This is a genomic window from Elizabethkingia sp. YR214, from assembly GCF_003058195.1.
Lineage (GTDB): Bacteria > Bacteroidota > Bacteroidia > Flavobacteriales > Weeksellaceae > Elizabethkingia.
The window spans coordinates 297360-313384 of record NZ_QBUH01000003.1; the positions used below are offsets into that span (position 1 = coordinate 297360).

The following is a 16025-nucleotide window of genomic DNA, read 5'->3' on the forward strand; positions in this document are numbered from 1 at the left end:
TAAAAGGCTTATCCAATAAGCCTTTTATTTTTACAATGCAGTCTCCAAACACCGTTAAATACGATGCCCTTACAGGGATGCGCGCTATTGCAGCAATTATGGTATTCGTTTACCATAACCGAAAATATTGGCGCAATGATTTGCCATGGGCTGTAATGCGCTTCATCAGCGAATGGCATATTGGAGTAACTGTATTTTTTGTTCTGAGTGGTTTTTTGTTAGCATACCGTTATCAGGACAAGCCTTTGGAAAGCAAAAAAGACTACCTAAAATATATTCTGCTAAGAATAGCGCGAATATTTCCATTATACTGGATTTTGCTCAGCTTCTATTTCATGGATACAGAGTATTCTAAGAATGTGGATACCTATTTCCTGCAGTACTCGCTACTGTATTCATTGTTTGATAAATATGTTCTTACCGGAATTGTACAGGCTTGGTCACTCAATGTGGAATTCTTTTTCTATTTGCTCTCACCTGTACTATTTCTTTTACTAAAGAAAAGCTGGAAGTATTGTATCTCGCTAATGTTGGGAGTGTTCCTTCTCAGTTGTGCTATAGGCTATGGTTTGCATTGGTACAATGCGAATCCCAAAGGTTTTCTGTACCCGCTGAACTTTATTATGAGCAACACTTTTTTCGGGAGGAGTACAGAGTTCTTCTTCGGGATGTTACTGGCTTATATGATGAAGCAGGAAAGTAAAGTAAATACATTGTTGAAACTAAAGAACCCTACATTGTACGGAGGATTTTTGATAATGATGTTTACAGTTGCCATTGCTTTTTTTGCCAGAAATAATTTTGTACATGGAGTGGAGCGCTGGGAAGGCAGATTAATTCATGAGTTGTTTCTTCCTGTTGCTATAGCATTATTCTTTTGGGGATTAATGTCCGAAAAAACATGGGTATCCAGATTTTTATCCACAAAGCTTCTGGTTCTTTTGGGAAATGCCTCTTTTGTTTTTTATCTTATCCATATCAGTTACTTTAATCTGAAATTTAAATCCTTAATTTATTTACCCGATCGCAATTTTGTGTTACTTTGGATTTGCTCCATCATCATCTATCTATGGATAGAGAAGCCTCTTTACAAGCTGTGCAGAAATCTTATTGCTAAAATTTAGTTTTCCACATTGTGACCTATGTTTCCAAATAATTTTATCTTTTCTTTAGGATAAAGAAGTATACTATTGATTGTTCACCAATAACCAGTAACTTTAACCTCTGTATGAAGGAAAAAGTATTAATGAACTGGAGCGGTGGAAAAGACTCCGCAATGGCACTGTATGATATACTCAATAGCGAAGACTATCAGGTTGAAGGCTTGCTTACTTCTGTTAATGCTGCTAACCAGAGAATTTCTATGCATGGTGTAAGCGGAAGTTTGTTAGTGAAACAAGCTGAAAGTATGGGATTGCCACTCACTAAAATTAACTTACCCGAATCCTCAGATATGGCTGCCTATGAAAATATAATGGAGCAGACATTATCCACATTTACACAACAGGGTATCAAAACATCTGTATTCGGTGATATCTTTCTGGAAGATTTACGGAAATATAGAGAGCAACAATTGTTGAAAATCGGTTGGAAAGCTATTTTTCCGCTTTGGAAAAAAGATACGCGAAACCTTGTATACGAATTCTTAGAACTGGGCTTCCGTACCAGAATCTGTTGTACCAACAAGCAATATCTGGATTCTGACTTCTTAGGATGTGATCTGGATGAATATCTTATTGATAAGCTTCCGAAAAATGTAGATCCTTGTGGAGAAAACGGAGAGTTTCATACGTTTGTATATGCCGGGCCTATATTTCAGCAGAATCTGAATATTAGAAATGGAGAACGGGTAGAGAAATCTTATAATCACGATGGGAAGTCTTACGGATACGAGTTTTGCGATATCCTATTAGAGGATCATCAGTAGGTGTATTGTTAGTAAATATTTTTTTAACTTTAGATAAACATATTCTTCATGGATCAGCAATTTAAAGATCAGGTTTTTGAGATTATCCGGATGATCCCCAAAGGAAGGGTGACATCTTATGGGGCTATTGCAAAAGCTGTGGGTTATCCAAATCATTCCCGTCACGTAGGAAATGCATTGCGACATTATGATGCAGATTTTCCGGCACATAGAGTTTGTAATTCTTCCGGGGTGATTACAGCCGAATCCTGTATTCCTGATTTTACCAAGAAACTTGCTAAAGAAGGAGTTGCAGTAAAAGGAAACAAAATCCAGAACTTCAGAAAGATCTTTTGGGATCCGTTAAACGAAATTTAATAATGTCAGACTTTCTCAGAAAACATATAGAAAATATTGTCCGCTTATCCGATGAAGAATTTGAAGAAATCCTGAGTTTTTTTCAGTTCAGAAAATATAGAAAAAGACAATTCCTGATTCAGGAAAACCAATTGGTAGATGAATTATTTATTGTGAAATCGGGGTTGCTAAAATGCGGTATGATTGACGATTCCGGTAAAGAACAGATATTGCAGTTTGCCACAGAAGACTGGTGGATTTCTGATTATACAGCCTTTTATAAACATCAACCTGCCCGATTGGCGGTAGATTGTATAGATGACAGTGAGGTTTACTCTATTACTTATGCACAAATGAATGAAGTCTGCAGAAAAATACCAAAAGCAGAACATTTTTTTCGTGTAAAAAGTAATTTAGGCTATTGTGCACTACAAGACAGGGTTTTGGCACTTATGACTAAAACAGCAAAAGAACGATACGAGGATTTTATTTATCAATATTCAGAATGGAGTAACAGAATTCCCAAACAACTTATTGCCAGTTATCTTGGAGTGTCACGGGAAACACTAAGTAGGCTTTATACTTCCTGATATGTGACTTAGATCACAACTTTTTTTTGAGATATGTCCTGTGATAATTTTTAGTGCTAACCGAACTTTGTATCAGAAAATATTAATAATACAAAAGCAAAATATTATGGAACAGAAAAAAGCATTAATCGTTGTGACAAGTGTAGAGAAATATCCTAATATGGAAAGAGCGACAGGGCTTTGGCTGGGAGAAGCTGTACATTTTTATGATAAAATGGTAAAGGCCGGAAAAGAAGTCGATTTTGTTAGCCCCAGAGGAGGTTATACACCATTAGATCCGGTCAGTATTCAGCAATTTGTACAGCCTGTAGACTGGAAGTATTATGCTGATGATATCTTTAGGGGTAAGCTGGCGGATACTTTGAAGCCTGAAGAAGTAAATGCTTCGGACTATGATGTTATTTATTATGCTGGTGGACACGGAGTTGTATGGGATTTTCCCGAAGATAAAGGATTACAAAATATTGCAAGAACAATTTATGAAAATCAGGGAATTATATCCTCTGTATGTCATGGAGCGGTAGGGTTGTTTAATATTACACTTTCCGATGGTTCTTTACTAATTAAAGATAAAACACTTACAGGATTTAGTAATTCTGAAGAGATAGCGGCTGAGCTGGCAGATCATATGCCATATCTTACGGAAGATGTACTGAAAAGCAAAGGCGCAAATTATGTAAAAGCTGAACAAGACTTTACACCATTTGCAGTAACCGACGGCAGGTTGGTAACGGGACAGAACCCTCAGTCCGGCGGAGCTGTTGGAGATCAGGTATTAGAGATTTTAAATCAATAAGAATACTTAGTATAAAAGAGTTTAAAAGCCCTGCCAGAATTATAAACCCTGACAGGGCTTTCATTACGGGATATAAATAAAAGTCTAATTTCGAGTTTTCTCCATTTCTTTTTTACCCCATTTCTTTAAGTAAGTAATAAAGGGGATAAGTTCAGCACCCGTTTCAGTCAGGTAATATTCAACTTTTGGAGGTACTTCCTGATAGACCTTTCTATGCAGCAGGTTGTCATCTTCCAATTCGCGCAGCGTCTGGGTAAGCATTTTGGGAGTAATATCACTTAATGTTTTGCGCAATTCTCCATAGCGCATAATATTCTCCAGGTGTAAATGCCATAATATTCTACCCTTATATTTTCCACCAATTCGCTTAAAAGCATAGTCTACCGGACAGGATGCTTCATCGATATATTTGTTATTTTTCATTTTTATTAAAATTTAATTTACTGATAATCAGTATTAGTATATTTTTGGTATGTAGAGTACTAAAAAGTGCATACTTGACATAAAGATACTAAATAATCTACATTTGCTCCATTAATATTTAAAATAAAACTCAGATGAAAGCAATTCTTTTAAATGAAGCGGGCGGAGTAGAAAACCTGCAACAAACAGAAATAGACATGCCAACTGTAAAAAATGATGAAGTGTTGGTAAAAGTAGTATCAATTAGTATAAATCCTGTTGATGTAAAGGCGAGACATAATGATGGAGTATTAAGCTGGCTATTTGCAGAAAAGCGTCCTGCTATTTTGGGTTGGGATATTTCTGGTGAAATTAAAGAAGTTGGTAAAGATGTAAAAGATTTTAAATCCGGAGATAAAGTATTTGGAATGGTTAACTTCTTTGGAAACGGAAATGCTTATGCTGAATATGTGGCAGCTCCGGCAGATCATTTAGCCCATATCCCTTCAGAAATATCTTATCAAGAAGCTGCAGCTACAACATTAGCAGCTTCTACTGCTTATCAGGCGCTAACAGAAATCGGAAAAGTGAAAGAAGGTGATCGCGTATTAATTCATGCTGCTTCAGGAGGTGTTGGCCATTATGCGGTTCAGATAGCTAAGCATTTAGGCGCTCATGTTATAGGTACTTCATCTGCAAAAAATAAAGATTTTGTATTGTCGCTCGGAGCAGATGAACATGTTGACTATACGAAAGAGGATATCAGAGATGCGATTAAAAATGTTGATATTGTATTGGACGGAATAGCAGGTGAAACTTTGTTGAATTCGCTTGATGTAGTAAAAGAAAGTGGTACAGTTATCACGCTGCCTTCTGCTGACATTCCGGTAGAGGCTTTAGAAAAGGCTGCACAGCGAAATGTTAACTTACAGTTCTTTTTAGTTGATTCAAAAAAAGAAACAATACAAGCGATAGCAGATCTACTGGAAGCAAAGGTATTGCAACCACATATTCATCAGGAGTATAGTTTCTCAGAAATGGGAAAAGCTCATACAGAAGTAGAAACAGGAAGGGTAGTAGGTAAAGTAATTGTGAATATTTAAAAAACATTTAGGTTAGAATTTTTACCGTTCGGTATTTGAAAATAACTGTTCGGTAATATTCTTTTTCTTTTCTATAGCCGGTAGTGTAGCTTTGAACCATAATTAAAAAATCAAATATTATGAAAGCTATCAACATTTTCTCCGCTCTTTTTTTATTCTTATTAAGTTTTGCCCATGCACAAATGGACGATAAGTTTTATCAGCCAGGTAAAAAACTTAAGCCACTTGAATTTTCAAAGCTAGAGTATATTGCTTTTCCTATTGAACAAGATACAGTGACTGCTTATATTGCAAAACCAGAGACTAAAAAAATTAAAAAAACTATTTTATTTTTTCATGGTGCGGGAGGAAATGTAACAACCTATCAGTATATTACAAAGCCTTTGGTAGATGCAGGTTTTCAGGTTGTCATGATAGATTTCCGTGGTTATGGAAAATCAACAGGAAAACCTACCCACCTGAATGTGGCTGCGGATGGTCAGATGTTGTTTGATAAATTTATCAGCAGACCAGATATCAAAAATACTAAAGTTTACATCTATGGAGCTTCTTTAGGTTCACAGATAGCGACGCATTTGGCTAAAGATAATGTGGATAAAATTTCAGGATTAATTTTAGACAGTCCAATGGCTTCGTTTACAGATATTGCTGCTTTCTATGCACCTCAGTATAAGGATATGATTCTGAAAGGTATGGTTTCTCCTTATTCTGCAAAAGAAGATATCAAAGGATTAGGGACTTTGCCTAAAATAATTATCCACAGTAAAGAAGATAAAGAAGTTCCTTATGAACAAGGGAAATTAGTTTTTGATAATGCTTCAGAACCAAAGCAATTTATTGAATCTACTGGAGCCCATTTAGGTGGTATGCAAAATAACACTGCTGAGATCCTAAAAGCTATTAATAAATTGCCTTAGTTTTTAAATAATCTATAAATGACGGATAATGATATAGTTAAATAGTGTAATTTTATAAGTGTAGTAAAGAATACAATACATTTATATAAAATAGATATGGCTAGCAGACTGTTAATTATCTTTCTGATAATGATTTTCCCGGCTTTGAATGCTCAAATAGCTAAAGCTTCGGGAAAATTATTATTAAATCAGATGCAGAAAGCAATTGACCAGAATGAATACAGCGGAATCAATTCGGTGATTATAGCCCGAGGTTCTAAAATTGTGTATGAAAATTATTTTAACGGATACACGAAAGATTCCCTGCATGACTCCAGATCTTCCTTTAAATCGGTTACGTCACTATTAATAGGCATTGCTATTGATAAAGGTTTTATTAAAAGTGTTAATCAAAAAATTTATGAATTTTTTCCAAATAACCCGGTATTAAAAACAGATGCTCTTAAAAGTAAAATAACTATTAAAGACCTGCTTGAGATGAGATCCGGAATTGATTGTGAAGAATTTAATGAAACCAAAGTATGTGAAGACAATATGAGTCTTTCTCAGGACTGGTTGAAATTTTCTCTAGAACTTCCCATGAAGACTAAGCCTGGAGAATTATGGTCCTATACATCAATTAATACAATGATCTGTAGTGGTATTATTGCAAACGCTACGGGAATGAGTGTTCCGGAATTTGCCCAAAAATATCTATTTGATCCTTTAGGAATTATAAATTACAGATGGACTATTGATCCGTCAGGAAATACAATGACAGCTGGATCTTTTTATATTCTGCCAAAAGATATGTTAAAAATTGGACAGTTGATAAAGAATAATGGAAAGTGGAAAAATAAACAAATCGTTTCTGCTGATTGGATTAATGACTCTACAAAGTGTGATATCATTATTCCTGAATTTTCTTTTATGAAATCCAGCAGGAGCAAAATAGGTATTCCGCAGCCAGCATATTATGGATTTTATTGGTACAAAGAATTGTTAAAGACAAATGATTTTGTCGAAAATTTATTGTTTGCATCGGGTAACGGAGGTCAGTATATATTTATAATCAGAGATCTTGATCTAACGGTTGTATTTACTCAGAGCAATTATGGCAGTTATAAAGCAAAACAGGCATTTGAGATTATGGCTAAATATATATTACCGGCGGTAAGAATTGGTAGATTTTAAATTATTACAGAATTGTTTAAAATAAAAACCTCATAGGAGATTCTAAATCCTATGAGGTTTCATTGAATATATATGAAAAAAAAGATTACTTTTTTAGTTGTGCAAAGCTTCTTTGAATAAAGTCAGTAAGGTCTTTTCCTTTCAGTAAGTTTTGGGAAAGCTTAGCCAGATCCAGAGCCTGTTTTACTAAAGCATTTTTATCTTCAGTATTTTCAGTTTTCAGAATACCGGTAGCCAGATCACTATTGGCATTTACAACAAGGTTGTACATATCCGGGAAGCCTCCCATTGCAAACATTCCGCCGCCACCAGTCATCTGCATGTCTTTCATACGACGCATAAATTCCGGCTGGGTTATAATAAACGGAGCATCATCGCTGTCCATATCTTCTAATTGTACTGTGTAAGCCTGGTCGTTTACAGCTTTTTCAACAGATTTTTTTAAAGTCTCCTTTTCTGCATCATTTAATTTAGCAATTACAGGCTCATCTTTCTTAATAAGATTATTGATGTGGTCTGCATCTACTCTCGCAAAAGAGATGTTTTCTTTAGAAGATTCAAGTTTCTGGATCAAATGCGGGATAATAGGAGAGTCTAATAAAAGAACCTCGTATCCTTTAGCTTTAGCATTTTGAATATAACTATCCTGCTCGTTGGTATTGGATGCATATAGAATAACCAGTTTTCCGTCTTTATCGGTTTGTAATGGTTTTATTTTTTCAGTTAGTTCATCCCATAAGTAATGCTTACCGTCCGTTGTCGGATAAAGTGCAAACTTGTCAGATTTCTCATAGAATTTATCTTCAGAAATCATTCCATATTCGATAACCACTTTTATGTCACTCCATTTCTTCTCATAATCTTCACGGTTTTCATTGATTAATGAAACCATTTTATCTGCCACTTTCTTCGTGATGTAAGAAGAAATCTTTTTTACAGCCCCATCGGCCTGTAGGTACGAACGGGAAACATTTAACGGGATATCCGGAGAATCAATTACCCCACGAAGTAACATCAGGAAGTCCGGAACAATACCTTTTACTTCATCTGTTACAAAAACCTGATTCTGGTATAACTGAATCTTATCTTTTTCGATATTAAGATTGTTCCCTAGTTTAGGGAAGAATAAAATACCGGTCAGGTTGAATGGGTAATCAACATTCAGGTGAATATTAAATAAAGGTTCTTCAAACTGCATTGGATACAACTCGTGGTAGAACTTTTGATAATCTTCACTTGTAAGCTCACTTGGAGATTTTGTCCATGCCGGATTAGGATTATTGATGATGTTGTCTACTTCTATAGTTTCAGGTTTAGCATCTTCTGTAGCTCCTTCTGGAAGAGGTAGCGTTTCTGTTTTTATTCCGAATTTAATAGGAACAGGCATAAACTTGTTATACTTTAAAAGTAGCTCGCGAATACGGGACTCTTCTAAGAACTCAGTTGAGTCTTCAGCGATATGAAGAATAATCTCAGTTCCGCGATCTGTTTTTGCGGTTGTTTCTTCCAGTGTAAATTCAGGGCTTCCATCGCAAATCCAGTGTACAGCAGATTCTCCTTCTTTGTATGATTTAGAAATAATTTCCACTTTGTCTGCAACCATAAATGCAGAGTAGAATCCTAAACCAAAGTGTCCGATAATTCCGGAATCTTTAGCAGAATCCTTGTACTTTTCCAGAAACTCTTCGGCTCCGGAGAAAGCAACCTGGTTGATATATTTTTCTACCTCTTCAGCAGTCATACCAATTCCCTGATCTGTAATATGAAGTGTTTTGTTGTCTTTGTCTATTTTAACTTCAATCTTTGGATTGCCATATTCTACTTTGGCTTCACCGATAGAAGTAAGATGCTTTAGTTTTAGTGTTGCGTCTGTTGCATTAGAAATAAGTTCTCTTAAGAAGATTTCGTGATCACTGTAAAGAAATTTTTTGATAAGTGGGAAAATGTTTTCCACCGATACATTGATATTTCCTTTTGCCATAATTATTTAGATTTTTTTTATTTATGATTTACAGACGAATTTTTTCAAAAAAAATACCATCCTGTCAAAAGTGACAGAATGGCATTTTTTAAAGCTATATGAGAAATTAAAGGCTATGAGTTTTTAACTTCAAATTTCTAATTCCAGATTGTATTATTTTTCGTTGATCTTCTCCTTGATTTTTTCTTCTAATTCTTCCTGAAGTTCCGGATTGTCTTTGATAACGTCTTTTACCGCATCACGACCCTGACCTAATTTCGTGTCATTGTAACTGAACCAAGAACCGCTCTTCTGGATAACTCCTAATTCAACACCCTGATCCAGAATTTCTCCTACTTTGGAAACTCCTTCACCGTACATAATGTCGAATTCTGCTTGTTTGAATGGAGGAGCTACTTTGTTTTTTACAATTTTTACTTTTACACGGCTACCTACAGCCTCATCACCTTGTTTTATCGGTGCACTTGCCTTACGGATGTCAATTCTTACAGACGCATAGAATTTAAGAGCATTACCACCAGTTGTAGTTTCAGGATTACCGAACATTACACCGATTTTCTCTCTTAACTGATTAATGAAAATTACCGTACATTTTGTTTTGGCAATAGTAGCTGTAAGCTTTCTTAATGCCTGAGACATCAACCTGGCATGAAGACCCATTTTAGAATCTCCCATTTCTCCTTCGATTTCAGCTTTTGGAGTTAAGGCTGCTACAGAGTCTATTACAACAATATCAATTGCTCCTGAACGGATAAGGTTGTCAGCAATTTCTAATGCCTGTTCACCATTGTCTGGCTGAGAAATAATAAGATCTTCTAAGTTAATTCCTAGTTTGGCTGCATAATTTCTGTCGAAAGCATGCTCAGCATCAATAAATGCTGCAATTCCGCCTTGTTTTTGTGCTTCAGCAATTGCGTGAAGCGTTAGGGTTGTTTTACCTGAAGATTCTGGTCCATAGATTTCGATAATTCTTCCTTTTGGGTAACCACCAACACCTAATGCAAGGTCAAGTCCTAAAGAACCTGAAGGAATAACTTCGATAGAGTGGTCTACAGAATCCTCTCCTAAAGTCATTACCGTTCCTTTTCCGTAGGTTTTATCAAGCTTTTCCAGCACAAGGGCCAGCGCTTTTTTCTTATCGTCTGTATTGCTCATCTAAAATTTAATTTTTTCAAAATTACGGAAATAAATATACTAAAACCACTCTGTGGATAAAAATTACGATGTATTTTTTAATATTGAAATTCAACCGGATAGCGGTTTTCAGAGAAGAAAGAGCGTATTTTTTTTAGGAAAAACTTGCAAAGTAAAAAATTTGTTGTAAATTTGCACCACAATAAAACAGAGACCCATGGTGTAGCGGTAACACTACTGATTTTGGTTCAGTCATCTGGGGTTCGAATCCCTGTGGGTCTACAGTTTAAGGCAAGCAATCATCTGATATTCAGGTGATTGTTTTTTTATTTTGTCTGCTTTTTCTAAAAAGGTCAAGGTTGAGGTCAAGGTTGTTTTTAATATTTTAATAATTCCTAAAATAATGATTATTACTTGTGCTATAATCATACATCACGTTTCTTGCAGTACTTTCCCAATCAATACAAATGTAAGAAGGTATATTTTGTAGAATGTCTCCCGTTTCTTCTAAAAGCGACTGAACGAAAGTTTCATCATCTGAATGTTCACCTACGTAACACTCGTTAATTCGGTCAATAACCTCGTTTAAATCGCTTATTCCAAAGCAATCAATAAAAGATTCAATAACTTCTATATCATAGCCAGAATCGCTTATTTGACTTATTAAATCATAAATATCATTTGAGATATAAGATTCACTAATTAATCCTAAAGACTGAATAAAAGAAGGACACTCATAATCCTGAAACATAAACTCTGGATCTTCTTCATCCTGATGAAGTTCTTTCATTGCTTCTAATAATTCGTCATAATCTGAATAATCAGATAGATTAAGCCATTCACCAAATAAACTTCCTTCATTGTACTTTTTGTACGTTCCTACATAGATACAGATAGTATCAAGACAATTTAATAACTTTGTCATGTCGATGATTTTTAATGCGTTTAAAGATTTATTGATTTTGCCTTGTTGTGCTCGAACACTTCAAGGCTTTTTTATGTTTATATCTGTAGAAAAGTAGAACTGAAAATGTTCTAAGATACTGTAATAAAGTCAATAACCATGCCGGTTAGCAGGGTTTTTAATCTAAAAATTAAAGTTTTTAAACAAATTTTAAACAAATTTTTAAGTAAGATGACGGATATAAAATAAATCTCATAAAATTGTCAGTTTAGACAGAAAAACAGTAAGTGGAAAAATAAAATGATGACAACAAAAAGCTGGATTGCACAAAACAACTGCTCGAAAAAGATATGTAGATTGGTAGGGGGTAGCAGAAGAAGGTAATTCTCTGGGTACTATGAAGCTTATGGTAGGCTGCGTCTTTACACACTAGTTAGAAATGTATCTATACAGATCAGTTGGTATTGGTTTGGGGATACCGTCAAAATTGTCAGATTAAAACCAGTTTACACTGGATTTCTATATTGAATTTTTGAAAATGATTTGGTAGGGGGTAAAAACAATACTCGGGTTTAGAGTCTTTCTGTATGATCTAAATAGTAAAAGTAATATAGTATTTAGACGTTGTAGTATGCTTTTATTTTTAATGAACAGATGTCCTAATTTTTGACAAAGACTACTATAGGGTTCAGTTGGTTTTTTAAGAGGGTTGGTTTGGGGTGGTTGAGTTTTGTGTATATACCGGAATCTCTCTCTTTTGAGTTAAGTGCCTTATCTTATTTGTTTAATACGCTTTTTCCGTCATACTGTATACCTATTGCAGTGTTAATATATAATACACTATCACGGGAAGTTTTTAGAAGCCCCCAAAGCCAATCAACCTTATTAACCATTCATACCCTAAACCACTCTATCTACACATTAATACATTCAAGAGCTTTATAAAAAGTATAGTTCCATCTTATCCTTGTTATGTAGATAGGAGATGGTTATAAGTATAATGAATACTGATTTAGGGGAATGTTGAGATCAGTTTGATTTAAGATTGTTTGTGATGAGCCGGCTTTGGTATGATAATTCAAAAAGACTGCTCTGAAACGCGACATCTACCTGCCATAAGTACTTAACAGATATTTTGCAATCATATAATGATATAGTATATCCTGTTATTATTATCCTACCGTGTATATGTAAGGTATGATAGGCTGGTTTAGTATAGCATATTGGATATAGTGTAATGATATAGATTGTATTGAGGGCGGCGGTTTTATTTTGACGTAATGGAAATAGTATCTATGTGAAAGTGTTTGTCCATTCGATTAATCCCATTATCCTCTAAAACCAAATTTTGGAAGTTGTGGGTATCTATATATGCCTTCAAATAAGCCATTTAAAGGCTCTTAGAGTCGGATGTTCAAGAAAAGGAATCGATCTGTCAAATGAATACCTAGAATAGCCTTAAAAGGACCTGTTTTCGACTCTTTTCTCAATGATATTCAAAGATATTGTAAAGTAATAGTCGTTCGGGCAGTCTTTTTAGAGTTGCGTTTGGGTATTGGTTGTTGGGGGGATTTCATTATCCAACATTATTTTAAAACCAACTGCCCGAAAGTAGTTTAAAATCATTCTGTTTTAACAATTTGAAATAATAAGAACTTCGGGGTAGGTAAATAATTTTCATAAACTTTATAAAAATATTATAATTAACCCGTTCTGTATTTAAATAATACAGACTTTTAAATTATTAATATTAACTTTCTGAAATTTGTTGATGAACCTCAATTTCTTCAGATATAGAAAAATTTTTAACTGTATACTTTAATATTTGTTTTCCAGAGATATTACTATTTGTAGTAATACTAAAATTAGATATGTCACTTATCGGATACTCTTTGTCGAACTCAACTTTAATATTATTAAATTTTATTATACCGGAGTATGGTTTGAATTTAATAGTATATCCCTTAGTGTCTGAGCTCCTTTCTGGGATAATTTTTTCAGTATATGTATAATCTTGTCCTTTATATTGTTTATTTGAATTTCCTGTAGCATCAGGTAAAAATGTAAAACCAGATGGTATATAGTCTAAAATAAAAGTTTCAGTAAGGGATTGCCCCTTCTCATTTTTTACAGAAATTGACACATTGTGTATCCCCGCTTCCTTTCCGACATATTCCAAAAAATTATTTTGATTTTTTAATTGATATTCCTTGTTTTTTTCTAGTATTATATTATCAAGTTTTAATTCACTATCAAAATTACTGGAATACTTAATATACATCGGGACGGTATTGAAATTATAGCTAGCATTAATATTAAATACAATATTAGTAGTCTCACCACCAATTTTCCTTTGAAAATCACTATCACGAACAATAGTAAAATTATACTGATTGTTTTCGGTTTCTTTATCGGAGCGACAACTATTAGTGAATATAGTCAATGAAAATAGCGTGAAGAAGGTTAAATAAAATGTTCTCATGTGTGTTTTAAATTTATAAATAGAAAATAATCAAAGTATTGATAATATAATTATGGTGATTATCAAATATATAAATTTAAAACGTATAGTGATTTTATTTTTAATATTAATTTTTTTACCTGTTGTGAATTTTAAATAATATAGACTTTTAAATTATTGATATTTCAATTGAAATAGAATTTGTTGATGAATTAAACAACGGTTGGCAGTGTAAAATATAAAAATATGTTAAAACTAATTTAGTCCAGATTTCAATCAATGAATTTCCAGAATCAATCTGGCCGGGGTATAAAAAACAAGCCCACATTAATAATATACTTTTCAAACTGCATATAGTATTATATAAAAGCGGGGATGTCCAAAATTATTGCAAAGACATCTAAAGAGTTCTGTTTGGTTTTTGAGAAGATTTGGTTTGGGGGATAATGATATGAAAGGTGTACCGTAGTAAGTTTATGATAATTCTTTTGAAAGTTAGAAGGAGTAAGGTTTTGGGATTAGAAAAAAATATCCACTCTATTCATGTCCTAAAGTTTTTACTCTTTAATAGTATTGAAGTGGGTGCTTCTTCTGTCGTAATACCTATTATACTGTATTTTAATATATGTTGATTACTCCTAATTTAATTAAAGATTGCTGAACAATGATTACAAGTAGTTCTATTATATAAATTTATAATATATAGCTTGTAGGCTTGAGGCATATAAAGCAAAAGTCCAGAGGAATCTCTGGACTTTTTTTAAGATTAAATTACTAGTTAAGGTTTTTAAATTCTTGATCAGAAATTGTTCCTGTATAAATATCTTTTAATTCTTTCATATGAGCTTGTATTTTTTTATCTATACTGGCATCCGGGTTGAAGTTACTATCTGTTTCAGGGAATTCTTTATATCCAAGCACATCATTATAGTATTTAGAGAAATATTTGTCAAAATCCTCTACTTTCAATTTGTTTTCACCTAATAAAAAACCTAAACGAACGGCGAGTCTTCTTTGTGTTTTGGAACCATGGGGTAGATTGCTTGTGTCACTTTCTTCTGCCGGGAGATCTTCTATTGCAAGGCTTTGTAAGTATTCAATAGATGATGTCAGCTCTGGAAACTTAACTTTATTATAGCCCTCTGGTCTTCTTAAATAATATCCAGCAAAAGCATCCGCCATAAGTTCATTAGATTGAGTCTGTTTTGTTGTTGGATATTGGTTATCAGAAATTCCCTCAAGTTGATGGCCATATTCATGAGCTAATATAAGAGCAAGAGTTGTTTTATAATCGTTGGGTAACTTTTTCTTAATATCATCAAATAAAGTCATTCCAAAATCAATTCTGCCTACATAACTGGGAACATTTATTTTATCTTGATAAATAAAAAGCGATGTCGCATTCTTTGCATATTGTGGAAGTAATGGATTGTAAACAAAATAAAGCTCCGGAGAATAGGGTACTTCATATAATTTTGCATTGTTAACAATCTGATCTTTCATGAATTTTGTATCACTTGGATTAAGAAAAATATCCTTGGTAATTATTACTGATAGATAATTAACCATTATTATTAACTGTGATTTAGTTTCTACACCTAGTTTTTTCCAATCAATAAAACTATAGATATGCGCATTGGGCTGGCTGTATGCATTAATTGCTTCAGTACGTAAAGCATCATTGGATTCCGGCATAGAGGTGATAGAGGTGACCTCTTCTCTGCTTTCCTGACATGATGTAACTAATAATATACCCATTCCAAATATTGTAATGGATAATAGTTTGAATTTGTGAATAATTTTTTTCATTGTTAAATATTTTAATTTGGTTAACGCATTAAAAATAAGTACAAATGATTGGAAATTTTTGTAAAACAGACATTACTTATACCCTACACTTATCAAATTGTTATTATCATTGATATTTTTTGGATTTATTATCATTTAATAATATAGTTATATCATGGTTTTTATATCCTATAATAGGATATTTAATAAAATATTATTTAGAAATTATATACTTAATTATTTGACATATTATACATTGCAAAGAATATTTCTTAAAAATCTCTCTTTATGTTGAGAGTTCGGGTTAGTGGTTATTAATCCTAGTTGTCTTTAATATCATTATTAAAAAAGTATTGTATCGAAAGTTTATAATAATAGAGAATATTTCTCATAAAATTTGCTATATCCCTATTAGAAGTACTTGACAGGGATTTTATAAGCATGTAATGATATGGTGTATACTGTTAAATAATTATTGTTTATAGTTCGATTGAGTATATAAATACTATAGGG

General features: G+C 33.5%; 14 protein-coding genes and 1 tRNA gene. 9 read left to right on the forward strand and 6 right to left on the reverse strand.

What is annotated here, in order from left to right:
- The first annotated feature begins 35 nt into the window (after positions 1-35).
- The 5 genes from C8J95_RS07510 (at position 36) to C8J95_RS07530 (ending at position 3649) form a co-directional block, all read left to right on the forward strand.
- A complete protein-coding gene (locus C8J95_RS07510; protein ID WP_107807810.1) occupies positions 36-1124 on the forward strand; it encodes an acyltransferase in 1089 nt (362 codons plus the stop codon).
- A gap of 104 nt (positions 1125-1228) precedes the next feature.
- A complete protein-coding gene (locus C8J95_RS07515; protein WP_107807811.1) occupies positions 1229-1927 on the forward strand; it encodes a diphthine--ammonia ligase in 699 nt (232 codons plus the stop codon).
- A gap of 48 nt (positions 1928-1975) precedes the next feature.
- Complete coding sequence (locus C8J95_RS07520; RefSeq protein ID WP_107807812.1) at positions 1976-2284, forward strand: MGMT family protein; 309 nt, start codon at positions 1976-1978, stop codon at positions 2282-2284.
- Positions 2285-2286: 2 nt separating this feature from the next.
- Positions 2287-2853: a Crp/Fnr family transcriptional regulator gene (locus C8J95_RS07525; RefSeq protein ID WP_107807813.1), complete on the forward strand. Its 567-nt coding sequence runs from the start codon at positions 2287-2289 to the stop codon at positions 2851-2853.
- Positions 2854-2959: 106 nt separating this feature from the next.
- Positions 2960-3649: a type 1 glutamine amidotransferase domain-containing protein gene (locus tag C8J95_RS07530; RefSeq protein WP_107807814.1), complete on the forward strand. Its 690-nt coding sequence runs from the start codon at positions 2960-2962 to the stop codon at positions 3647-3649.
- An 84-nt stretch (positions 3650-3733) separates the two neighbouring features.
- On the opposite strand, the gene C8J95_RS07535 is transcribed toward C8J95_RS07530, so the two are convergent.
- Entirely contained in the window at positions 3734-4072 is a 339-nt protein-coding gene (locus tag C8J95_RS07535; protein ID WP_107807815.1) for a helix-turn-helix domain-containing protein, read from the reverse strand.
- A 134-nt stretch (positions 4073-4206) separates the two neighbouring features.
- On the opposite strand from C8J95_RS07535, the gene C8J95_RS07540 reads away from it, so the two are divergent.
- From C8J95_RS07540 to C8J95_RS07550, 3 genes are all read left to right on the forward strand, one after another.
- Entirely contained in the window at positions 4207-5154 is a 948-nt protein-coding gene (locus tag C8J95_RS07540; RefSeq protein WP_107807816.1) for an NADP-dependent oxidoreductase, read from the forward strand.
- Between the two features lie 119 nt (positions 5155-5273).
- Positions 5274-6071 (forward strand): alpha/beta hydrolase, encoded by a 798-nt coding sequence (locus C8J95_RS07545; protein ID WP_107807817.1) that lies wholly within the window; start codon positions 5274-5276, stop codon positions 6069-6071.
- A 96-nt stretch (positions 6072-6167) separates the two neighbouring features.
- Entirely contained in the window at positions 6168-7244 is a 1077-nt protein-coding gene (locus C8J95_RS07550) for a serine hydrolase (RefSeq protein WP_107807818.1), read from the forward strand.
- An 85-nt stretch (positions 7245-7329) separates the two neighbouring features.
- Here C8J95_RS07550 and htpG read toward each other — a convergent pair whose 3' ends face one another.
- Positions 7330-9225: a molecular chaperone HtpG gene (gene htpG, locus C8J95_RS07555; protein WP_107807819.1), complete on the reverse strand. Its 1896-nt coding sequence runs from the start codon at positions 9223-9225 to the stop codon at positions 7330-7332.
- 153 nt (positions 9226-9378) lie between these two features.
- Positions 9379-10380, reverse strand: a complete 1002-nt coding sequence (gene recA, locus C8J95_RS07560) for a recombinase RecA (RefSeq protein ID WP_107807820.1) — start codon at positions 10378-10380, stop codon at positions 9379-9381.
- A 190-nt stretch (positions 10381-10570) separates the two neighbouring features.
- On the opposite strand from recA, the gene C8J95_RS07565 reads away from it, so the two are divergent.
- A tRNA-Gln gene (locus C8J95_RS07565) sits at positions 10571-10641 on the forward strand.
- A 103-nt stretch (positions 10642-10744) separates the two neighbouring features.
- Here C8J95_RS07565 and C8J95_RS07570 read toward each other — a convergent pair.
- The 3 genes from C8J95_RS07570 to C8J95_RS07580 all read right to left on the reverse strand — a co-directional run bounded on the left by C8J95_RS07570 (position 10745) and on the right by C8J95_RS07580 (position 15533).
- Positions 10745-11284, reverse strand: coding sequence for an antirestriction protein ArdA (locus C8J95_RS07570; protein WP_107807821.1), 540 nt, complete (start codon positions 11282-11284; stop codon positions 10745-10747).
- Between the two features lie 1729 nt (positions 11285-13013).
- On the reverse strand, positions 13014-13745 hold the full coding sequence (locus C8J95_RS07575; protein ID WP_107807822.1) for a hypothetical protein: 732 nt from the start codon (positions 13743-13745) through the stop codon (positions 13014-13016).
- 753 nt (positions 13746-14498) lie between these two features.
- Complete coding sequence (locus C8J95_RS07580; protein WP_107807823.1) at positions 14499-15533, reverse strand: hypothetical protein; 1035 nt, start codon at positions 15531-15533, stop codon at positions 14499-14501.
- Positions 15534-16025: the final 492 nt, after the last annotated feature.